This window comes from Streptococcus sp. KHUD_011 (assembly GCF_046352925.1).
Classification (GTDB): Bacteria; Bacillota; Bacilli; order Lactobacillales; family Streptococcaceae; genus Streptococcus.
The window spans coordinates 227,586-250,962 of record NZ_CP157578.1; the positions used below are offsets into that span (position 1 = coordinate 227,586).

The 23,377-nt window shown below is 42.2% G+C and carries 13 protein-coding genes; 11 read left to right on the forward strand and 2 right to left on the reverse strand.

What is annotated here, in order from left to right; all coding sequences use genetic code 11:
- Nucleotides 1-5 precede the first annotated feature (5 nt).
- From ABKJ27_RS01200 to ABKJ27_RS01215, 4 genes are all read left to right on the forward strand, one after another.
- Nucleotides 6-1,859 carry a proline--tRNA ligase gene (locus ABKJ27_RS01200; RefSeq protein ID WP_410011870.1) on the forward strand — a complete coding sequence of 618 codons (1,854 nt, stop codon included), beginning with the start codon at nt 6-8 and terminating at the stop codon, nt 1,857-1,859.
- Between the two features lie 98 nt (nt 1,860-1,957).
- Complete coding sequence (gene bglA, locus ABKJ27_RS01205; RefSeq protein WP_410011871.1) at nt 1,958-3,337, forward strand: 6-phospho-beta-glucosidase; 1,380 nt, start codon at nt 1,958-1,960, stop codon at nt 3,335-3,337.
- Nucleotides 3,338-3,529: 192 nt separating this feature from the next.
- Nucleotides 3,530-5,338, forward strand: coding sequence for a glutamine--fructose-6-phosphate transaminase (isomerizing) (gene glmS, locus ABKJ27_RS01210; RefSeq protein ID WP_410011872.1), 1,809 nt, complete (start codon nt 3,530-3,532; stop codon nt 5,336-5,338).
- A 119-nt stretch (nt 5,339-5,457) separates the two neighbouring features.
- Nucleotides 5,458-6,507, forward strand: a complete 1,050-nt coding sequence (locus tag ABKJ27_RS01215; protein ID WP_254753649.1) for an LLM class flavin-dependent oxidoreductase — start codon at nt 5,458-5,460, stop codon at nt 6,505-6,507.
- Nucleotides 6,508-6,606: 99 nt separating this feature from the next.
- Here ABKJ27_RS01215 and ABKJ27_RS01220 read toward each other — a convergent pair whose 3' ends face one another.
- Together ABKJ27_RS01220 and ABKJ27_RS01225 are read right to left on the reverse strand one after the other, a co-directional pair.
- Nucleotides 6,607-10,527 (reverse strand): pullulanase, encoded by a 3,921-nt coding sequence (locus ABKJ27_RS01220; RefSeq protein ID WP_410011873.1) that lies wholly within the window; start codon nt 10,525-10,527, stop codon nt 6,607-6,609.
- A 114-nt stretch (nt 10,528-10,641) separates the two neighbouring features.
- Nucleotides 10,642-12,120, reverse strand: a complete 1,479-nt coding sequence (locus ABKJ27_RS01225) for a M protein trans-acting positive regulator PRD domain-containing protein (protein ID WP_410012135.1) — start codon at nt 12,118-12,120, stop codon at nt 10,642-10,644.
- A gap of 484 nt (nt 12,121-12,604) precedes the next feature.
- Here ABKJ27_RS01225 and rpoB point away from each other — a divergent pair, with 484 nt between their 5' ends.
- The 7 genes from rpoB to brpA all read left to right on the forward strand — a co-directional run bounded on the left by rpoB (nt 12,605) and on the right by brpA (nt 23,329).
- Complete coding sequence (gene rpoB, locus ABKJ27_RS01230; RefSeq protein WP_033682367.1) at nt 12,605-16,216, forward strand: DNA-directed RNA polymerase subunit beta; 3,612 nt, start codon at nt 12,605-12,607, stop codon at nt 16,214-16,216.
- Nucleotides 16,217-16,248: 32 nt separating this feature from the next.
- A complete protein-coding gene (gene rpoC, locus ABKJ27_RS01235; RefSeq protein ID WP_000228741.1) occupies nt 16,249-19,926 on the forward strand; it encodes a DNA-directed RNA polymerase subunit beta' in 3,678 nt (1,225 codons plus the stop codon).
- A 108-nt stretch (nt 19,927-20,034) separates the two neighbouring features.
- The gene (ndk, locus tag ABKJ27_RS01240; RefSeq protein WP_247932099.1) at nt 20,035-20,457 is read left to right on the forward strand and encodes a nucleoside-diphosphate kinase; all 423 of its coding nucleotides are present in this window, start codon (nt 20,035-20,037) and stop codon (nt 20,455-20,457) included.
- Between the two features lie 132 nt (nt 20,458-20,589).
- Entirely contained in the window at nt 20,590-21,219 is a 630-nt protein-coding gene (locus ABKJ27_RS01245; protein WP_261122149.1) for a competence protein, read from the forward strand.
- 95 nt (nt 21,220-21,314) lie between these two features.
- On the forward strand, nt 21,315-21,758 hold the full coding sequence (gene tsaE, locus ABKJ27_RS01250; RefSeq protein WP_214614811.1) for a tRNA (adenosine(37)-N6)-threonylcarbamoyltransferase complex ATPase subunit type 1 TsaE: 444 nt from the start codon (nt 21,315-21,317) through the stop codon (nt 21,756-21,758).
- Complete coding sequence (locus ABKJ27_RS01255) at nt 21,748-22,266, forward strand: GNAT family N-acetyltransferase (protein WP_261047892.1); 519 nt, start codon at nt 21,748-21,750, stop codon at nt 22,264-22,266. The genes tsaE and ABKJ27_RS01255 overlap by 11 nt, the downstream gene beginning before the upstream one ends.
- A 7-nt stretch (nt 22,267-22,273) precedes the next feature.
- On the forward strand, nt 22,274-23,329 hold the full coding sequence (brpA, locus tag ABKJ27_RS01260; protein ID WP_004256717.1) for a biofilm formation/cell division transcriptional regulator BrpA: 1,056 nt from the start codon (nt 22,274-22,276) through the stop codon (nt 23,327-23,329).
- Nucleotides 23,330-23,377: the final 48 nt, after the last annotated feature.

Consider the following 23,377-nt stretch of genomic DNA (forward strand, 5'->3'; position numbering starts at 1 on the left):
ATATTATGAAACAAAGTAAAATGCCTATCCCAACGCTTCGCGAAATGCCAAGCGATGCTCAAGTTATCAGCCACGCTCTTATGTTGCGAGCTGGTTATGTTCGTCAAGTATCAGCAGGTGTTTATTCTTACCTACCACTTGCCAACCGTGTGATTGAAAAAGCTAAAAATATCATGCGCCAAGAATTCGACAAGATTGGTGCCGTTGAGATGTTGGCTCCAGCCCTTCTTAGTGCAGAATTGTGGCGCGAATCAGGTCGTTACGAAACTTATGGTGAGGACCTTTACAAACTAAAAAACCGTGAAAAATCAGACTTTATCCTAGGTCCAACTCACGAAGAAACCTTTACAGCTATTGTCCGTGATTCTGTTAAGTCTTATAAGCAATTGCCACTTAACCTTTATCAAATCCAGCCTAAGTATCGTGATGAAAAACGCCCACGTAATGGACTTCTTCGTACACGTGAGTTCATCATGAAGGATGCTTACAGTTTCCACGCTAACTATGATAGCTTGGACAGTGTTTACGATGAGTACAAGGCTGCTTATGAGCGTATTTTCACTCGTAGTGGTTTAGATTTCAAGGCTATCATCGGTGACGGTGGAGCTATGGGTGGTAAGGACAGCCAAGAATTTATGGCCATTACACCTGCCCGTACGGACCTTGACCGCTGGGTTGTTTTGGACAAGTCAGTTGCCTCATTTGACGAAATTCCTGCAGAAGTGCAAGAAGAAATCAAGGCAGAATTGCTCAAATGGATGGTCTCTGGTGAAGATACCATTGCTTACTCAAGTGAATCTAGCTATGCGGCTAACTTGGAAATGGCAACAAACGAGTACAAACCAAGCAACCGTGTCGTTGCTGAAGAAGAAGTGAGTCGTGTTGCAACACCAGATGTTAAATCAATCGATGAAGTTGCAGCCTTCCTCAACGTTCCAGAAGAACAAACAATTAAAACTCTCTTCTACATGGCAGATGGTGAGCTTGTTGCAGCCCTTCTAGTTGGAAATGACCAGCTTAATGAAGTTAAGTTGAAAAACCACTTGGGAGCAGATTTCTTTGACGTTGCTAGCGAAGAAGAAGTGGCAAATGTTGTGCAAGCAGGATTTGGTTCACTTGGCCCAGTTGGTTTGCCAGAGAATGTTAAAATCATTGCAGATCGTAAAGTGCAAGATGTTCGTAATGCAGTTGTGGGTGCTAACGAAGATGGCTACCACTTGACTGGTGTGAACCCAGGTCGTGATTTTACTGCAGAATATGTGGATATCCGTGAAGTTCGTGAGGGTGAAATTTCACCAGACGGACAAGGTGTCCTTAACTTTGCGCGTGGTATTGAAATTGGTCACATCTTCAAACTCGGCACTCGTTACTCAGCAAGCATGGGAGCAGATGTTTTGGATGAAAATGGCCGTGCTGTGCCAATTATCATGGGATGTTACGGTATCGGTGTCAGCCGTCTCCTTTCAGCAGTGATGGAGCAACACGCTCGCCTCTTTGTTAATAAAACGCCAAAAGGTGAATACCGTTACGCTTGGGGAATCAACTTCCCTAAAGAATTGGCACCATTTGATGTTCACTTGATCACTGTCAATGTCAAGGACGAAGAAGCGCAAGCTTTGACAGAAAAGCTTGAAGCAAGCTTGATGGGAGCTGGTTACGAAGTCTTGACAGACGACCGTAATGAACGTGTCGGAGTCAAATTCAGCGATAGTGACTTGATTGGATTGCCAATCCGTATCACTGTTGGGAAGAAAGCAGCCGATGGCATCGTAGAAGTCAAGATTAAAGCGACTGGTGACACCATCGAAGTTCATGCAGATAACTTACTTGAAACGCTTGAAATCCTCAGCAAGAAATAAAAACTATAATCAGAAGAAAAACAAGGAAAAAATGTAACTAGTTTTTACCTTGTTTTTTCTGTATAATGGGAAAAATGAGTAGATAAAGAGGTAAATGTATGCTAAGATTTCCAAAGGATTTTGTCTGGGGATCCTCTACTTCTGGACCACAGACAGAAGGACGTGTAGCTGGTGATGGTAAAGGAGATAATCTCTGGGATTATTGGTACCAAGTGGAGCCAAATCGCTACTATAATGGGATTGGTCCAGATAAGACATCGACCTTTTATGAAAACTGGGAAAAGGATATCGAGCTACTGGTAGAAACTGGGCACACAGCCTTTCGGACTTCTATTCAATGGTCTCGGATTTTTCCACAAGGACGTGGGGAAGTCAATTCTCAAGGTGTGGATTTCTATCGTAAGGTTTTTGATGCTATTAAGGCTAAAGGGATTCGTCTTTTAGTCAATCTCTATCATTTTGATCTGCCTTTTGCTCTTCAAGAAGATGGCGATGGTTGGGAAAATAAGGCGACTGTCTCAGCTTATGAAGACTATGCTCGTTTTTGTTTTAAGACTTATGGAGATCTAGTGGATCAATGGATTACCTTTAACGAGCCAATCGTTCCTGTAGAATTTGGCTATTTTTATGATGCTCATTATCCACATAAGGTGGATGCAGAGGCAGCCGTTAAAGTAGCCTATCATACACAATTGGCTAGCAGTCGGGCAGTAAAGGCCTGTCATGAACTCTTGCCTAATTCCAAGATCGGGATTGTCCTCAACTTGACACCGGCTTATCCACGTAGCCAGCATCCTGCTGATGTCAAGGCTGCTCGTATTGCGGATCTTTTTCAGGCCCAATCTTTCTTAGATCCGTCTGTTTTGGGGACTTATCCACAGGAATTGGTAGAAATCTTGTATGAACACGGCCTCTTACCTGATACTACGGAGGAAGAGTTGGAACTCATTCGTAATAATACGGTGGACTTCCTCGGTGTCAACTACTATCAACCTTTGCGTGTTATGGCGCCTCGATTTGCTAAGCATCCAGAGAGTCCACTCTTACCAGAACATTTTTATGAGCCTTATGTGATGCCTGGACGTAAAATCAATCCTCACCGTGGCTGGGAGATTTATGAGCAAGGGATTTATGACATTGCCCAAAATATCAAGGAAAATTATGGTAATATCGAGTGGATGTTGACAGAGAATGGCATGGGTGTTGAAGGGGAAGAAAAATTCCGTCAAGATGGAATGATTCAAGATGATTACCGTATTGACTTTGTAAAAGGTCATCTTGGTGAACTTCACCGTGCTATTGAAGACGGAGCCAATTGTAAGGGTTACTTGATTTGGACATTTATCGATTGTTGGTCATGGCTCAATAGTTATAAAAATCGCTATGGTTTGGTCGAATTAGACTTGGAAACGCAAGAACGTCGTCTGAAAAAATCAGGGCACTGGTTCAAGGAATTAAGCGACAATAATGGATTTTAAAAAGGACTCTGACTGATTATCCTAATTGGTCAGAGTTTTTTTGATTTCAGGAAGTTGATTTGAACTATACCAATTTTTACTCTTGACAAGTGAAAGAAACAAGTATATACTGTTTTTGCTGATTCTATAAAAGAGGAATTAGACTATACCAATTTTAAGGAGAAAGCACAGCTTGCCTGTGTCGTATATACTATGTGTGGAATTGTTGGTGTTGTTGGAAACACAAATGCAACTGATATTTTGATTCAAGGGCTTGAAAAGCTCGAATACCGTGGTTATGATTCTGCGGGGATTTTTGTCCTAGGTGGCGCTGAAAACCATCTAGTCAAGGCTGTAGGCCGTATTGCAGAATTGTCTGCTAAGACAGCTGGTGTTGAGGGAACGACTGGTATCGGACATACTCGTTGGGCAACTCATGGAAAACCAACTGAGGACAATGCTCACCCACACCGCTCTGAGACAGAACGTTTTGTCTTGGTACACAATGGGGTGATTGAAAACTATCTTGAAATCAAGGAAGAATACCTTGCAGGTCACCACTTCAAGGGACAAACTGATACGGAAATCGCTGTTCACTTGATTGGAAAATTTGCGGAAGAAGATGGCTTGTCAGTTCTTGAAGCTTTCAAAAAAGCTCTTCACATCATCCGTGGTTCTTATGCCTTTGCCTTGGTAGATTCACAAGATCCTGAAGTTATCTACGTGGCTAAGAATAAATCACCACTTTTGATTGGTCTTGGACAAGGCTACAACATGGTCTGCTCAGACGCAATGGCTATGATTCGTGAGACCAACCAGTACATGGAAATCCATGACCAAGAGTTGGTCATCGTCAAGTCTGATAGTGTAGAGGTTCAAGACTATGATGGTAATGGTCGTGAGCGTGCTAGCTATACTGCTGAGCTTGACTTGTCAGATATCGGCAAGGGAACTTATCCTTACTACATGCTTAAGGAAATCGACGAGCAACCAACGGTTATGCGTAAACTCATCCAAGCCTACACAGATGAGGCTGGTCAAGTTGTCGTAGATCCAGCTATTATCAAGGCTGTTCAAGACGCAGACCGTATTTACATTCTTGCGGCTGGAACATCTTACCACGCAGGATTTGCTTCTAAGAAGATGCTGGAAGAATTGACAGATACACCAGTTGAACTTGGAATTTCATCTGAGTGGGGCTATGGTATGCCACTTCTCAGCAAGAAACCACTCTTCATCTTTATCAGCCAGTCTGGTGAAACAGCGGATAGTCGCCAGGTTTTGGTTAAGGCTAATGAAATGGGAATCCCAAGCTTGACAGTGACAAACGTACCAGGCTCAACCCTTTCACGTGAAGCCAACCATACCATGCTCCTTCACGCAGGTCCTGAAATTGCCGTGGCATCAACTAAGGCTTATACAGCGCAAATCGCAGCTCTTGCCTTCCTAGCAAAAGCAGTCGGAGAAGCAAATGGAAATGCCAAAGCGAAAGCCTTTGATTTGGTTCATGAGTTGTCAATCGTAGCTCAGTCTATCGAATCAACTCTTTCAGAGAAAGAAGACATTGAAGCCAAGGTTCGTGAGCTTCTTGAAACAACTCGCAACGCCTTTTACATCGGGCGTGGTCAAGATTACTATGTAGCTATGGAAGCAAGTCTCAAACTTAAAGAGATTTCTTACATCCAGTGTGAAGGCTTTGCGGCAGGAGAACTCAAGCACGGGACTATTGCCTTGATTGAAGAAGGAACGCCTGTCTTGGCCCTCTTGTCAGATCCAGTTCTTGCCAACCACACTCGTGGAAATATCCAAGAGGTGGTAGCCCGTGGTGCCAAGGTTCTCACTATCGCAGAAGAGAATGTAGCCAAAGATACAGACGATATCATCCTTACGACTGTACACCCTTACCTCTCACCGATTTCAATGGTTGTACCAACGCAATTGGTCGCTTACTTTGCAACACTCCACCGTGGACTTGATGTGGACAAACCACGTAATCTTGCTAAGTCAGTAACGGTAGAATAAACTAAAAAAAGTCTAGTTATCTAGGCTTTTTCTTATGAGCAAATTGGTTGCTTGTACTCAAGTTTCGTGTTAGAATAACTTTTCAAATTGCAGGAAAGAAATAGACGGGGAGAATCACAATGGTAGAATTGGGAATTTCAACATTTGGAGAAACAACGGCGCTTGAAAGGACTGGGCAGACTTACAGTCATGCTGAACGAATTCGCCAGTTGGTGGCGGAGATTGAGCTGGCTGACAAGCTTGGTTTGGATGTGTATGGAATTGGTGAGCACCATCGGGAAGACTTTGCGGTATCAGCCCCAGAGATTGTTCTGGCAGCTGGAGCAGTCAATACCAAGAAAATCCGTTTGACCAGTGCAGTCAGCATTCTCTCAAGCATGGACCCTATTCGTTTGTTCCAACAGTATGCCACTATCGATGCTTTGTCAAATGGACGTGCGGAGATTATGGCTGGAAGGGGTTCTTTCACGGAATCTTTCCCTTTATTTGGATATGATTTGAAAGACTACGAAGCCCTTTTTGATGAGAAATTAGACTTGCTCCAGTTAGTCAATGAAAAGACAAGGCTAGACTGGAAAGGGCGATTGACTCAAACAATCTCTGGTCAAGAAGTTTATCCTCGTCCAGTTCAGGAAAAATTACCCTTGTGGATAGCGACAGGTGGTCATGTCGAATCAACAGTGAAGATTGCTCAGGCAGGCCTACCGATTGTCTATGCCATTATTGGTGGTAACCCTCGTTATTTTAAAAAGTTGATTCAGGCTTATCGTGAGATCGGTAGGGATGCCGGTCATGCAGAAAAAGACCTGAAAGTGGGAGCTCATTCTTGGGGTTGGATTGTTGAAGATGGCGAGCAGGCGGTGAAAGATTATTTCCATCCAACCAAGCAAGTGGTGGATGCTATTTCCAAAGACCGTCCGCACTGGCAGGAATTGCGTTATGAACAATACCTTGAACAGGTCGGACCAAATGGTGCTATGTTTGTAGGCAATCCAGAACAGGTGGCAGAAAAATTGATTCGCATGATAGAGGATTTAGGTTTGGACCGCTTCATGCTCCATCTACCGCTTGGTTCTATGCCACATAATCAGGTTCTGAGAGCTATTGAACTTTTCGGAACGCAAGTGGCTCCCAAAGTACGGTCTTATTTTGCCATGAAAGAGGCTTAATAAAAAATACTAATCAAATGTATTATAACTACAAATATTGTACAAAAAATAATCCCCCGAGCATTAATGCTCGGAGGATTTTTCTATAGGAGGGCTAGTTTAATTCTCTTTTTTGTTTTTTAGTAAGAATCCGAGACCGAGAAGGGCAAGGAGGCTGATTCCTGCGAATAGGAGTTTGTTATCGTTTTTAGTTCCTGTATTTGGAAGTTCAGCTTGTTTAGCTAGGGGTGCAGGTTTATTTTCCTTGCTAGGATTTTCTACTGATTCGTTTTGAACGGCTTCACTTACAGATGATGGTTGTGCTTCTTGCGCTGGTTGTGAAGTTTGTGTGGTTTGTGAATCAGTTGTAGCTTGGCTAGGTTTATCTTCTGCATCAGCTACTTTTGCATCTGGTTTAGGAGCATCTGGTTTAGTAGAGTCAGGTCTAACTTGTGGAGCTGGATCTTGATGTTCAGGTTTGACTACTCGGTTTGAAATAGTACCTTGGTCATTATTTTGCCCTTGTTCTTGTTTTAAGCTAGAAAGGTCAAATTCTGATTTTTCTTCCACAGCTGGGGCAACGATGGCTCCGCCTTGAGCGACTCGAAGAACAGTAGCTGTAAGGGCATTTAATTTCAAGCCTTTTTCAGTCCATTCAAGTCCTTTCGGGTTGGCAATTCCTACTGGTCCTGCCTGATTTTCATCTGCCAAAACTTCAGCATTTCTAAGGTGGGCAAAGGCAGTTCCCAGATTAAATTCGCGAGTTTTTTCGTCCGCATTGACAAAGACTGCGTAGATATCCCCATTTGGAGCAGTAATTTGGTAGCCAATCACTACATCCTCTTTTTCCACGCCATTTTGTCCTGGGACAGTGATGAGGTGGACACGGTCTTTGATATCTTGGAGGCTCTTAAGTCGGAAGGCATCTGTAGATTGACGAAGGGCAATCAACCCTTTCATATAGTCACGGCTCTTGACATTTTCAGGGAAAGCTTTCCCATCTGTAGCCTTAGTCCAGTCAAATTTGTTGACAGCATCACTAGAATCGTAAGAGTCATGGATGAAGTAAGGGTAGTCAAATGGATTGCCATCCTTATCACGCAACAAGTGAGATTTATTTGGTTGTTTGTCCTCTGCGACAGGAGTTCTGTAGGCTGGGTCACGGAATTGTTTGGTACGTCCATATTCCTGGCCAGAGTGGATAAACGGAGTCCCTTGAGCCGTCAAGACCATGAGATTTCCAAGTCGTAAACGACGGTGAATCTCAGCATAGTTCTCAGCCTTGCTTGGGTCTTTTTTGATAGACTGGGCAATGATATCAAAGAGGGTCAAGTTATCATGGGCTGCTATGTATTGGATGACATCTCCAGGGCTATCTGCTTCAAAGTTGGTTGGCTGAGCAATGAGATTTTTAAAGATAGTGTTGACATCACGCTTGCCACCCGTGATAAAGGCAGGTTGACCTTCATTTGGATAACCAGACTTGAGGTTGTTACGGATGTCATCTGAAAAGACAGCGACAGTATCGGTATGTTTCATCCAATCTTGGTCAGCAGCTCTAGTAGGCATGTTTTCATCACCAGCATAGGTTCTCCAACCTTCACCCAGCATGATGAGGTTTGGATTGAGGGCGCGTGCAGCCTTGTACGCTTCTTCGATAGAAGCGGCATCATGGTCTCCCATCATATCGAAGCGGAATCCATCTACTTTGTAGGTATCAACCAGATATTTGATAGAGTCAACTAGGAGCCGTTTGGTCATATGGTGGGTTGTTCCCAAGCGTCCACCACCAAAGCTAGTGCGAGGTGTACCATCAGCATCCATAAAGTGGTAGTAGTTTGGTTCTAAATCTTCAAAGATATCGACTTTAGCTGTATGGTTATACACTACGTCTAGGATAGCTCCCATACCACGTTTGTGGATTTCATTGATGAGATTTTTAAACTCTGCGATTCGTTTTTCTGGATTCTTAGGATCGCTTGAGTACATACCAGTCAAGGAGAAGTAGTTTTGAGGGTCATATCCCCAGTTATAGTTGCTGTTGCTTGAAGCATAGTCAGACAAGCGTTCATGGTTTTTCAATTCATTGACAAAGTAGTAAGACAAGACTGGAAGGAGTTGGATGTGGGTTACACCCAAGTCTTTGAGGTAGTCTAGTTTTTCAATGAAAGCTTCAAAGGTACCAAATGGCTTGGTCAAGTCTTTTGCAATGGCAGGATCTGAAGTGAAGTCACGCACATGAGCTTCGTAGATAACGGCATCTTCACGGGTCTTGAAGTTGCGAATCTTACCATAAGTCAAGTCTTGAGGTCCTAGTTTAGCTGGATTTACAAAGGCAGCTTTAGCCACTTTATGGGAAGCGTCTGTTTTTGCAAGATCACTATTCCAAGCAGCGAGGGACTTAGCGTAAGGATCGAGTGCAAGAACAGTTTTACCTTGACGTTCAATTTGGTATTGATAATAGTAGCCAGTGAAATCTGTGATTCCTAATTTATTTGTGCTATCTAGAGTTTGTTTCCAAGTTCCTCTTTCCCCTTTTTCAAGAGCGACAGTTCCAACCACTTTTTCAGGGTCATTCTTGTCGTAGACAACGACAGAAACCTTATCAGCACTTGGTGACCAAAGGGTTAAATCAACCTGTTTTCCTTCTTCTTTTAAGTCAGCTCCAAGTTTGCCATCATAACTGTATGTCTCATCTTTAAGTCGCCAGCTTGTTTTGGTAGTGAATTGGTCGGAATTGTAGCTAACAGTATATGGATGTTTTGTGTCCGAGAAATCTCCGCTGTAGGTCACTTTCTTACCAGCTTCATCTATTGCAACATCAGTAATAGCTACTTTGTTTCCTAGGTGATTAGTGATGTTAGAGTGTTTGAGGATATCCTCTTTTTTAGCACCGACAAGTGTTGAAAAACTACTCTCAATGCTAGAAGTACCTACGTGTTGGGCTCCTGTCATGCGGATATCGTGCACATAGTAGGGGTTGGTGTAGATGGTTTCATCATCGTCTTTGAGGAAAATTTGGCTATGATTTTTTAAATCTGTGAACTTATAATCTTCTTTACGGATTTTCACATCGTCTCCTTGTTTGTTTCTGTCTAGTAATAAAAATCCAAGGTCTTTAGCTGCATCTTTGAGTGGAATATCGATATAACGACCATATTTGCCTGTAGCCGTAAAGTCTGTTCCGTTAGGCCATTCACCACTACTTGGCTCTTTCACATCTCCCCAGTACCAGAGAGATTTCTTGTCATAGTTGCCATCTGTGCGGTAGTAGTTGACGCGAACAGTTCCTGCAGGCTGTGGTTCGTAAGAGAAAACCTTGTTATCTTGGTCCAACCAAGCCTCATTCATCTTTGGTGCCAGTTTTTCTACTGATTTATCGCCGGTTAGATTTTTCCCAGCTGTATTATTGATGAGGAAGCTAATTTTCTTGGCTTGTTCTCCCTTTAATTTGACATCTAGGTAGTAGCCATAGTCATCTTTTTTGGCATCCTTGAAGGACAAGGCTCCGTTCGGCCAATTTTCAGAAGGTTTTTCAACATCGTCCCAAGTCCATAGTCCTTGACTATCCTTGTTTTCTTCAGGGAGTTTTTTGACATGGATGCGGAAGTAGTTGTCTTCGATTGGCTCTTCTGTCTTAGTTTCAGTCGTTACTGGACTCGTAGAAGTAGTTGGTTCACTTGAACGATCTTGTCCGGTTTGTGGGGCTGAATCGGCGGGAGTTGCAGCAGGAGTAGTTGGCTCTGTTGCAGGTTTTTCTTCTGTTTTCTTTAGGGAAGCGTTTGCACTATCGGGTGAAGAAAAATCGCTTTCGTTCTTGCCAGCGATGTTTGTTGCATCAGTAAGAGGTTGAGTAAGGGAGGTCGTATTTCTGTTGCTGGGTTCGTTAGTGGTTGGTGTATTTTCGTTTGCTGAGATAGTTGGTGTAGCCATGGCAAGCAGAATAAGGCTTGCTCCAATAAGGACAGAACCAGTTCCATTTTTGAGGGAACGGATGCTGTAAACCATTTTTTTCTCAGTTTGAGATGGTATTTTTCTCATAATGATTCTCCAATCAATAAATTTCTATCATCAGTATAGCACTTAGTAAAATAAGATGCAAGCGTTTTCCTAAAATTAAAATAAAAGAAAAAATCGCAACAAATTTTGTTACGATTAAGCCAGTCTTTCTTTATGAATTTGAGAAGCAAGAAGGTGAAGGTGATGAAATAATTCTGAAGTAGAGAAGTTACGATTGTAGATAAGTGGTTTAGGAGAGTTGGTGACAGGAAAGGTAGTGATAATAATATCGTGAGGAATTTGATTGAGAATTGAGAAAGAAATCGTAGATTCTTCCCAAGAATCAAAGAGATAGAGATTATTGCCGTAGTGAGCAAGGGTGTCGATAAGGTTTTGTGCGTGATGACTATCCAAATGACTAATGACTAAAACACGTATTTTGGGAAGTTTTTGAAGTAATTGGACTAAAATTCGTTGCCCTTGGATAGAAAAGGTGTAGACAAGTTCTTGTAGCTTACTTGGGTGATTTTCTAGCCCCATTTCATTCAGGTAAGATTGGAATTTGTGTTGACTTACTTCAAATAGTTTTGGAAATTCTACTTGATAACTGCTTAAAATTTGGGATTTCTGTCTGTCGAGAGACTGGTTACTGAGTAAATGAAAGAAATCAGATTGGGCAGTGTAGTGGAGGAGCCAAATCAATTCCTCGCGATTTTCAATCTGTAGGTGAAATTCTTTAGCTAGTTCTTCTAGAATTTGGCTCAATAAACGATAAGATTTTTGGATATGTTGAATATCACCCAGTACTCCATTGCTAGGATTGTTTGTGATCTGAGGAGACTTTACTGGATTTGAAAATAGCTGTTCTAGCGTCTCCTTTTTCGGTTCAAAATGAAGTTTTTTAGCCAGCTTTTTGATATCTTGTTCAAACTGGGTAATCTGCATGAGGGTGCTGTAGTGACTGGTTAAAAGAGGAGTAGGATTTTCAATGAAGTGACTTTTATTAAACCGCTCTAGATTGATAGCTAGGGTATATTTGATTTGCCGTAAGCTACTGAGGTTGGGTGAAACTTGTTGGGCATCCAAAAATAGCTGAATTAAGTGAGTGAGTGATTCTTCAGAAATAGAAGGGAAGGGCCAATCTAGAAAGTCGTAACTTTGGCTAAAGTAGTCTAGATAAAAGGCACGAATGTCCTCTTCTGTTCCCTTCATGACTAAAGGGGAAAGTTGGATTTTGATGCCATAGTGTTGGGGAAGTTTAGTATTTAGATGCTGGATGATTTCCTGAACTCGTTCGCAACTCATTACAAGTTCTTGACACATTTGCTCGAGTGATTGTCCCTCATTGAAAAACAACTGATTCAAAAAGGAGTAGGTTTCAGATTGTTTAAAAATCGCAGTCCTGGGATCCAAGGCGTTTTGGAAGTCAAACTGCAATTGAATGCCTTTTTTGCTTGATTGAAGCAGGAGGTTTGGAAATAATTGTTCAAGCTTAAAAAGGTGTTCTTGCAATTCTTCTATTGAAAAATTCATCTTCTTAGCCAAGTCTGGAATTTCTATCCAATCATGGTGTTTGGTTAATTCTTCTAGTAAGAATAGCAAATCTTGTTCAGTCTTAGAAAGCAAGATATTCATCATAAATCTCCCTATATATTTATACATATATATTAAAATAAAAACCTAGTAAAGTCAAGAAAAACAGCCTAAGATAAAATAGGAAAATCGTAATTTACTATATTTTGTATTGAGCAATTAAACTAAAAAAGAAGTTTGCAAAGTGAAAGTTGAATTTAATTTTTTATAGGAAAAGATTTTGTCAAAAATTCGTTAATCCCCTTGAAAAATCTAGCTAAATAGGGTATAATGTAAATAATCATTTGTCGTAGGTTTTGTCTGAAATATTGTCCAGACAAGGCTCACAGCAGTTAAATCTTCTGAAAAAGTCAGATTTAGCTGCTCTTTTTGTGCTTTTTTTCAGGATTTTGAACGCTTGTAACAAAGACTTAAAGATTCTGAAAATTTATCAAGAGGACACGGTGATAGGGGTTTTTAAAACCATATGACGATTAGAAAAGCCTGATTGACAAGGCTTGGAACTTATTTACAAAGGAGAATCATCTTGGCAGGACATGACGTTCAATACGGGAAACATCGTACCCGTCGTAGTTTTTCAAGAATCAAAGAAGTTCTTGACTTACCAAATTTGATTGAAATTCAAACTGATTCATTCAAAGATTTCCTAGACCATGGTCTTAAGGAAGTGTTTGAAGATGTATTGCCAATTTCAAACTTCACAGACACAATGGAGTTGGAATTCGTTGGATATGAAATCAAGGAACCAAAATATACGCTAGAAGAAGCTCGTATCCACGATGCTAGCTACTCAGCACCAATTTTTGTAACCTTCCGCTTGATCAATAAAGAAACAGGCGAAATCAAGACCCAAGAAGTTTTCTTTGGTGATTTCCCAATCATGACAGAAATGGGTACTTTCATCATCAATGGTGGTGAACGTATCATCGTATCTCAGTTGGTCCGCTCACCAGGTGTTTACTTTAACGACAAAGTAGATAAAAACGGTAAAGTGGGCTACGGTTCAACGGTTATCCCTAACCGTGGAGCTTGGTTGGAACTTGAAAGCGACTCAAAAGATATCGCCTACACTCGTATTGACCGTACTCGTAAGATTCCATTTACGACCTTGGTTCGTGCTCTTGGTTTCTCAGGTGATGATGAAATCTTTGATATCTTTGGTGACAGCGAATTGGTTCGTAATACTGTTGAAAAAGATATCCACAAGAACCCGATGGACTCTCGTACAGACGAAGCTTTGAAAGAAATTTACGAACGCCTTCGTCCAGGTGAGCCTAAGACTGCTGAAAGCTCACGTAGCTTGCTTGTAGCTCGTTTCTTTGATCCACGTCGCTATGACTTGGCAGCAGTTGGTCGCTACAAGATCAATAAAAAACTCAATGTTAAAACGCGTTTGCTCAACCAAACCATTGCAGAGCCATTGGTAGATCCTGAAACTGGAGAAATCTTGGTAGAAGCTGGTACAATCATGACTCGCAGTGTGATTGAAAGCATTGAAAGCCATTTGGATGGCGACTTGAACAAGATTGTTTACATTCCAAATGATGCAGCCGTTGTGACTGAGCCAGTTGTTCTTCAAAAATTCAAGGTTGTTGCTCCAACTGATCCAGACCGTGTTGTAACCATCATCGGTAATGCTAATCCAGATGACAAGGTTCGTATCGTCACTCCTGCAGATATCCTTGCTGAGATGAGCTACTTCCTCAACTTGGCTGAAGGACTTGGCCGTGTAGATGATATCGACCACCTTGGAAACCGTCGTATCCGTGCGGTTGGTGAATTGCTTGCCAACCAAGTACGTCTTGGACTTTCTCGTATGGAACGTAATGTCCGTGAACGTATGTCTGTCCAGGACAACGAAGTCTTGACACCACAACAAATCATCAATATCCGTCCTGTAACAGCTGCGGTTAAAGAATTCTTTGGTTCATCACAGTTGTCACAGTTCATGGACCAACACAACCCGCTTTCTGAGTTGTCTCACAAACGCCGTTTGTCAGCCTTAGGGCCTGGTGGTTTGACACGTGACCGCGCTGGATATGAAGTCCGTGACGTGCACTACACTCACTACGGTCGTATGTGTCCAATCGAGACACCTGAAGGACCTAACATCGGTTTGATTAATAACTTGTCATCTTACGGACACTTGAACAAATATGGTTTTGTTCAAACACCATACCGTAAGGTTGACCGTGAAACAGGTGTTGTCACAAACGAAATCGTTTGGTTGACAGCCGATGAAGAAGATGAATTTACTGTAGCACAGGCTAACTCTCGTCTGAATGAAGATGGAACATTTGCTGAGAAAGTTGTCATGGGACGTCACCAAGGGGTCAACCAAGAGTATCCAGCTAATGTTGTTGACTACATGGACGTTTCACCAAAACAGGTAGTTGCCGTTGCGACAGCATGTATTCCTTTCTTGGAAAACGATGACTCCAACCGTGCCCTCATGGGAGCCAACATGCAACGTCAGGCTGTGCCGTTGATTAATCCTAAAGCACCTTACGTTGGTACTGGTATGGAATACCAAGCAGCCCACGATTCAGGAGCTGCTGTGATTGCTCAGTATGACGGTAAAGTTACTTATGCAGATGCTGACAAGGTAGAAGTTCGTCGTGAAGATGGTTCATTAGACGTTTACCATATTCAAAAATTCCGTCGTTCAAACTCAGGTACTGCCTACAACCAACGTACGCTTGTTAAAGTTGGTGATGTCGTTGAAAAAGGCGATTTCATCGCTGACGGACCTTCTATGGAAAATGGAGAAATGGCGCTTGGACAAAACCCAATCGTTGCCTACATGACTTGGGAAGGTTACAACTTCGAGGATGCAGTTATCATGAGCGAACGCTTGGTCAAAGACGATGTCTATACATCTGTCCACCTTGAAGAATATGAATCAGAAACGCGCGATACAAAGCTTGGGCCTGAAGAAATTACTCGTGAAATTCCAAACGTTGGTGAAGATGCCCTTAAAGACCTTGATGAAATGGGTATTATCCGTATCGGTGCTGAGGTTAAAGAAGGTGACATCCTTGTAGGTAAAGTAACACCTAAGGGTGAGAAAGACCTTTCAGCTGAAGAACGTCTCTTGCACGCTATCTTTGGAGACAAGTCCCGTGAAGTGCGTGATACTTCTCTTCGTGTACCACACGGTGCCGATGGTGTCGTTCGTGATGTTAAGATCTTTACACGTGCAAATGGAGATGAGTTGCAATCAGGTGTTAACATGCTGGTTCGTGTCTACATCGCTCAAAAACGTAAGATCAAGGTCGGAGATAAGATGGCCGGACGTCACGGAAACAAAGGGGTTGTCTCTCGTATCGTTCCTGTAGAAGACATGCCTTACCTTCCAGACGGAACTCCAGTCGATATCATGTTGAACCCACTTGGGGTGCCATCACGTATGAATATTGGTCAGGTTATGGAGCTCCACCTTGGTATGGCGGCTCGTACTCTTGGTATCCACATCGCTACACCAGTCTTTGACGGAGCAAGTTCTGAAGACCTTTGGTCAACTGTTAAAGAAGCAGGTATGGATAGTGATGCCAAAACAATCCTTTACGATGGACGTACTGGTGAACCATTTGATAACCGTGTGTCAGTTGGTGTCATGTACATGATCAAACTCCACCACATGGTTGACGATAAATTGCACGCGCGTTCAGTCGGACCTTACTCAACTGTTACCCAACAACCACTCGGAGGTAAAGCTCAGTTTGGTGGACAACGTTTCGGTGAGATGGAGGTTTGGGCTCTTGAAGCTTACGGTGCGTCAAATGTCCTTCAAGAAATCTTGACTTACAAGTCTGACGATATTAACGGACGTTTGAAAGCTTATGAAGCTATTACAAAAGGAAAACCAATTCCAAAACCAGGTGTTCCAGAATCCTTCCGAGTTCTTGTAAAAGAATTGCAATCTCTTGGTCTTGACATGCGTGTCCTTGACGAAGATGATCAAGAAGTGGAACTTCGTGACTTGGATGAAGGAATGGACGAAGATGTCATCCACGTAGATGACCTTGAAAAAGCCCGCGAAAAAGCAGCCCAAGAGGCTAAAGCAGCCTTTGAAGCTGAAGAAGCTGAAAAAGCAACAAAAGCGGAAGCAACAGAAGAAGCTGCTGAACAAGAATAAGCAGTTCACTTAGAATAGAAAGGGAAGAAATAGTGGTTGATGTAAATCGTTTTAAAAGTATGCAAATCACCCTAGCTTCTCCAAGTAAAGTCCGTTCATGGTCTTATGGAGAAGTCAAAAAACCTGAAACAATCAATTACCGTACCTTGAAACCAGAACGTGAAGGACTCTTTGATGAAGTTATCTTTGGTCCTACAAAAGACTGGGAATGTGCTTGTGGTAAGTACAAACGCATTCGTTACAGAGGGATTGTTTGTGACCGTTGTGGGGTTGAAGTAACGCGTACAAAAGTTCGTCGTGAGCGTATGGGGCATATCGAATTGAAAGCTCCTGTATCTCACATCTGGTACTTCAAGGGGATTCCAAGCCGTATGGGCTTGACCCTTGATATGAGCCCTCGTGCTCTCGAGGAAGTTATCTACTTTGCGGCTTATGTGGTGATTGATCCTAAGGATACACCACTTGAGCACAAGTCTATCATGACAGAGCGCGAATACCGTGAGCGCTTGCGTGAGTATGGTTATGGATCATTCGTTGCCAAGATGGGTGCCGAAGCTATCCAAGACCTTTTGAAACAAGTAGATCTTGAAAAAGAAATTGCTGAACTCAAAGAAGAGTTGAAAACAGCTACTGGACAAAAACGTGTCAAAGCAATCCGTCGTTTGGATGTTTTGGATGCCTTTTACAAGTCTGGAAACAAACCTGAATGGATGATTCTCAACATCCTTCCGGTTATTCCACCAGATCTTCGTCCAATGTTGCAGTTGGATGGTGGCCGTTTTGCCTCATCTGACTTGAACGACCTTTACCGCCGTGTTATCAACCGTAACAACCGTTTGGCTCGTTTGCTTGAGTTGAATGCACCAGGTATTATCGTTCAAAATGAGAAGCGTATGCTTCAAGAAGCAGTTGACGCTTTGATTGACAATGGACGTCGTGGTCGTCCAATCACAGGGCCAGGTAGCCGTCCACTGAAATCATTGAGCCACATGCTTAAAGGTAAACAAGGACGCTTCCGTCAAAACTTGCTCGGTAAACGTGTTGACTTCTCAGGACGTTCCGTTATCGCCGTTGGTCCAACGCTTAAGATGTACCAATGTGGTGTGCCACGTGAAATGGCTATCGAGCTCTTTAAACCATTTGTGATGCGTGAAATCGTTGCCCGTGATATCGTGCAAAACGTCAAAGCGGCTAAACGTTTAGTGGAACGCGGAGATGAGCGTATCTGGGATATTCTTGAAGAAGTAATCAAAGAACACCCAGTGCTTTTGAACCGCGCACCGACCCTTCACCGTTTGGGTATCCAAGCCTTCGAGCCAGTCTTGATTGATGGTAAGGCCCTTCGCTTGCACCCACTTGTCTGTGAAGCCTACAATGCCGACTTTGACGGGGACCAAATGGCCATCCACGTACCGCTTTCAGAAGAAGCCCAAGCAGAAGCTCGTATCTTGATGCTCGCTGCTGAGCACATCTTGAACCCGAAAGATGGTAAACCAGTTGTTACTCCATCTCAGGACATGGTTTTGGGTAACTACTACTTGACCATGGAAGAAGCTGGTCGTGAAGGTGAAGGAATGGTCTTCAAAGACCGTGACGAAGCGGTTATGGCTTACCGTAATGGTTATGTTCACCTTCACTCACGTGTTGGTATCGCAACAGACAGCCTCAACAAACCATGGACAGAAGAGCAAAAACACAAGGTCTTGCTTACAACAGTTGGTAAAATCCTCTTCAACGACATCATGCCAGAGGGTCTACCATACTTGCAAGAACCAAACAATGCTAACCTGACAGAAGGCGTTCCAGCTAAATACTTCTTGCCACTTGGTGGAGATATCAAGGAAGCAATCAGCAAACTTGAACTCAACCCTCCATTCAAGAAGAAAAACCTTGGAAATATCATCGCTGAAATCTTCAAACGTTTCCGTACGACAGAAACTTCTGCCCTACTTGACCGCATGAAGAACCTCGGTTACCACCACTCAACTCTTGCAGGATTGACAGTGGGTATTGCCGATATCCCAGTCGTTGATGACAAGGCTGAAATCATTGAAGAATCACACAAACGTGTAGAACAAATCACAAAACAATTCCGTCGTGGTATGATCACAGACGACGAGCGTTACAATGCTGTTACAGCTGAATGGCGTGCTGCCCGTGAAAAACTAGAGAAACGTTTGATTGCCAACCAAGATCCTAAGAACCCAATCGTTATGATGATGGACTCTGGAGCCCGTGGTAACATCTCAAACTTCTCACAGCTTGCCGGTATGCGTGGTCTGATGGCGGCTCCGAACGGACGTATCATGGAATTGCCAATCCTTTCAAACTTCCGCGAAGGTTTGTCAGTACTCGAAATGTTCTTCTCAACTCACGGTGCGCGTAAAGGTATGACCGATACGGCCCTTAAGACAGCCGACTCAGGTTACTTGACTCGTCGTTTGGTTGACGTTGCCCAAGACGTTATCATCCGTGAGGACGACTGTGGAACAGACCGTGGTCTCTTGATCCGTTCTATCGCAGAAGGAAAAGAGATGATCGAGTCTCTCGAAGAACGTCTCAATGGTCGTTACACTAAGAAAACTGTTAAACATCCAGAAACTGGTGCAGTGATTATCGGTCCAAATGAATTGATTACAGAAGACAAGGCGCGTGAAATTGTCAATGCTGGTGTGGAAGAAGTGACTATCCGCTCCGTATTTACATGTAACACTCGTCATGGTGTCTGCCGTCACTGTTATGGTATCAACTTGGCGACTGGTGATGCGGTTGAAGTTGGTGAAGCAGTTGGTACAATCGCTGCCCAATCTATCGGGGAACCTGGTACACAGCTTACAATGCGTACCTTCCACACGGGTGGGGTTGCCTCAAATACCGATATCACTCAGGGTCTTCCTCGTGTCCAAGAAATCTTTGAAGCCCGCAACCCTAAAGGGGAAGCGGTTATCACAGAGGTTAAAGGACAAGTTACTGCCATCGAAGAAGATGCATCAACTCGTACTAAGAAAGTCTTTGTTAAGGGTGAAACTGGCGAAGGTGAATACGTCGTTCCATTTACCGCTCGTATGCGTGTTGAAGTTGGAGACCAAGTAGCGCGTGGTGCTGCTCTTACAGAAGGTTCTATCCAACCAAAACGTCTCCTTGCAGTTCGTGATGTCTTGTCAGTTGAAACTTATCTTCTCGGTGAAGTGCAAAAAGTTTACCGTAGCCAAGGGGTAGAAATCGGCGACAAACACATCGAGGTAATGGTTCGTCAAATGATCCGTAAAGTACGTGTCATGGATCCAGGTGACACAGATCTTCTCATGGGTACCCTCATGGATATCAATGACTTTACAGATGCTAACAAAGATGTCCTTATCGCAGGTGGAGTTCCAGCGACTGGTCGACCAGTCCTCATGGGAATTACCAAAGCCTCACTTGAAACCAACAGTTTCTTGTCAGCGGCTTCCTTCCAGGAAACAACTCGTGTCCTTACAGATGCAGCTATCCGTGGTAAGAAAGACCATCTCCTTGGACTTAAAGAAAATGTTATCATCGGTAAGATCATCCCAGCAGGTACTGGTATGGCTCGTTACCGTAACCTTGAACCACATGCTGTCAACGAAGAAGAATACCTTAACCCTCCAGTAGAGGAAGAGGGAAATGAAGAAACAACAGAAGTAGTTGTGGATACTGCCGTTGAAACTGTGGAAGAAACAGTAGAATAAGAGAGAATGAGAGAACCCTCGGGTTCTCTTTCTCTTTTCTGAAAATTTTCTCCATTTTTCCATGAAATGTGGTAAAATAAAAGAAAGAAGCTGACAAAGGAGACGGGTATGGAACAAACATTTTTTATCATTAAACCAGACGGTGTAAAAAGAGGGCTAGTGGGTGAAGTATTGAAACGCATTGAACAACGTGGACTGACAATCGAAAAATTGGAGTTGCGTACAAAGGTTTCAGAAGAGTTAATTGACCAGCACTATCAGGACTTGGTTGGTCAAAGTTTTTACCCACCGATTCGTGAATTTATGACTTCAGGCCCTGTTCTTGTGGGTATCATTTCAGGCCCCAAAGTAATCGAAACTTGGCGGACTATGATGGGTGCGACTCGTCCAGAAGAAGCTTTACCAGGAACTATTCGAGGTGATTTTGCAAAAGCTGCTAGTGAAAACCAAGCTATCCAAAATGTTGTACATGGGTCAGATTCAGAAGAGTCAGCTAAGCGAGAAATTGCTCTTTGGTTTGACGGAAAGTAGTAAAAGTTTGATGTAAGGGTTACTTGCATCAAACTTTTTTGCATTTTAGAGTAGAAAACTGACAGTTGAGAAATATTCTAGCAATGGTGAGGATTTCTAGCATATAATAAGAGCAAGTAGGGAGGAAGAATGATGGAAAAAATGAAAAAGCAAATTCGTGTTTTGTTATTGTTTACGATTTTTGGTATTAGTAGCTGTTCTTGTTTAAGTTTATCGACTTGGGCCTTGATGTTAAATCAAAACTGCTTCTATTATCTAGTTGGCATGTTGCTCCTTGCCAGTATTGGGGCAGGGATAAACTACTATAGTGGACAGCGAAATCAATCTTACTCAGTTTTTAAGGAAGATAAGCAACAATTCTTGTATAGTCTCTTGCTCTTAGTAAATATTTTGGGTTTAGCTTTAATTGTCATAGAACATATCCTTGCAGGAAATACATCCGTAGAAGGATTTGTGGAAGCCTTTCTTCCGAGTTTCTTTTTCTTATTTGGCATTGATTTGTTAGTTTTTCTGCCGATTAAGAAGTATGTAAATGGAGTGAAAAAGTTTTTGGGAAAGAAGGAAATCTGTTTTATTAGTGGACTAGCTATTCTAATCTTTCTCAGAAATCCTTGGATGCTATTATCCATGACCTTTTATATTGCCTTGGGAATGCTTTTTCTAGGACTGTTGGTGCCAAAAGTCATTCGCTGGGAAGTTTCATTTTACAGTCATTTGATGAGGGATATCTTGTTAGTCGTTTTCTTGCTGTTTCTATTTTAAGAACAAAAAAGGAGATAGTTCTAGTTTTACAATTTATAATATGGAATTCACAGATAATATCTCGACAAAGAACAACTTTTTGGTATAATAGAAACATGTACACTAAAAATGAAGAAGAGTTACAGTCCTTAGGTGAACGTTTGGGCCATTTATTAGAAAAAAATGACGTCTTAATTCTAACTGGAGAACTTGGAGCAGGCAAAACGACTTTTACAAAAGGCCTTGCTAAAGGGTTACAGATTACTCAGATGATTAAGAGTCCAACCTATACTATTGTGAGAGAGTATGAAGGTCGTCTTCCTCTTTATCATTTAGATGTTTATCGTATAGAGGGGGATGCTGATTCTATTGATTTAGATGAGTTTCTCTTTGGTGGTGGGGTAACTGTCATCGAGTGGGGGCATCTTTTAGGTGATGCCTTGCCAGATACTTATTTAGAATTGGAAATTCTAAAAGAAGAAGAGGGTCGCAGACTGAATTTTCAAGCAAAAGGTTTGCGTGCAGAAAAGCTTTTAGAGGAGCTTCAACATGGAGTATGAGTTGCTCATTAGGGAAGCAGAAGTTGAAGATGCGGCTGAATTAGTATCATTTTTAAATCGTGTTAGTGTAGAAACAGATTTTACTAGTCTGGACAGGGATGGTATTTTGATGACAGATACTGAGATGGAGTCGTTTTTGGATAAACAGGCTCACTCGGAAAATCAAATCACTTTACTGGCCTTGCTGAATGATGAAATTGCTGGTCTTGTAAATATCACAGCTGATCAACGTAAGAGAGTTCGTCATATTGGAGATCTCTTTATTGTGATTGGTAAGAAATATTGGAATAATGGATTGGGAAGTTTGTTGATAGAAGAAGCGATAGAGTGGGCACAAGCTAGTGGTATTCTTCGTCGACTTCAACTAACTGTCCAAACTCGTAATCAAGCTGCAGTTCATCTATATCAAAAATATGGCTTTGTAATTGAAGGTAGACAAGAGCGCGGTGCGTACATAGAAGAAGGGAAATTTATCGATGTTTACTTGATGGGTAAACTGATAGATTAGTAGAAATATGGTTAAAAAAATTATTGGAATGGTGCTAGCTTTTCTAGCTGTGACAGTTTTGGGTGTGGGTGTCTTTGCTTATACCATTTATCAGCAAGGTACACAAACCTTATCAAAAACCTATAAAAAGATTGGGGAAGAAACCAATGTTATTGAGGCGACTGAACCCTTAACGATCCTTTTAATGGGGGTTGATACTGGAAACGTTGAACGAACTGACCCTTGGGAGGGGAATAGTGATTCTATGATTCTCTTGACGGTTAATCCGCATACGAAAAAGACTATGATGTTGAGTTTAGAGAGAGATATTTTGACGAAAATTCAGCATAAAGATGGTCAAATCGAAGAAGCGAAACTGAACGCAGCTTATGCTGGAGGAGGTGCAGAATTAGCTATCTCAACGATTCAAAGGATGATGAATATCCATATTGACCGCTATATTATGGTCAATATGCAAGGTTTGCAACAATTGGTAGATGCAGTGGGCGGGATTACGGTTAATAATACACTAGGTTTCCCGATTTCTATCAGTGACCAAGAGGAATTTAACACCATTTCTATCGGTGTTGGAGAGCAGACAATAAATGGAGAAGAAGCGCTTGTTTATTCTCGCATGCGCTACCAGGATCCAGAAGGGGACTACGGACGTCAGAAGCGTCAGCGTGAAGTCATTCAAAAGGTTGTTGAAAAAGTTCTTAGCTTGAATAGTGTTAGTCACTATCAATCTATCCTAAAAGCCTTAAGTACCAATATGCAGACTAATATTGATCTATCTGCGAAAAGTATTCCAAGCTTGTTAGGTTACCAGGACTCGTTTAAAACGATTGAAACTCAACAATTACGAGGAGAAGATGCCGAATTGCAAGGGACATCTTATCAAATTGTAACTGCTAACCATTTGTTAGAAATCCAGAATCTTTTGAGAACCTCACTTGATAAACCGAAGGTGACAGAGTTAGAGACAAATGCTGTCTTATATGAAGATATTTTCGGAAATCGAAATAATACCGGTTTGGGAACAGGTACGATTAATAATACAATAAATCAAGAAGATGTAGAATAATCTATTTTATAGTTAAAATCGTGGGAAATTTCCTGCGATTTTTTCAAA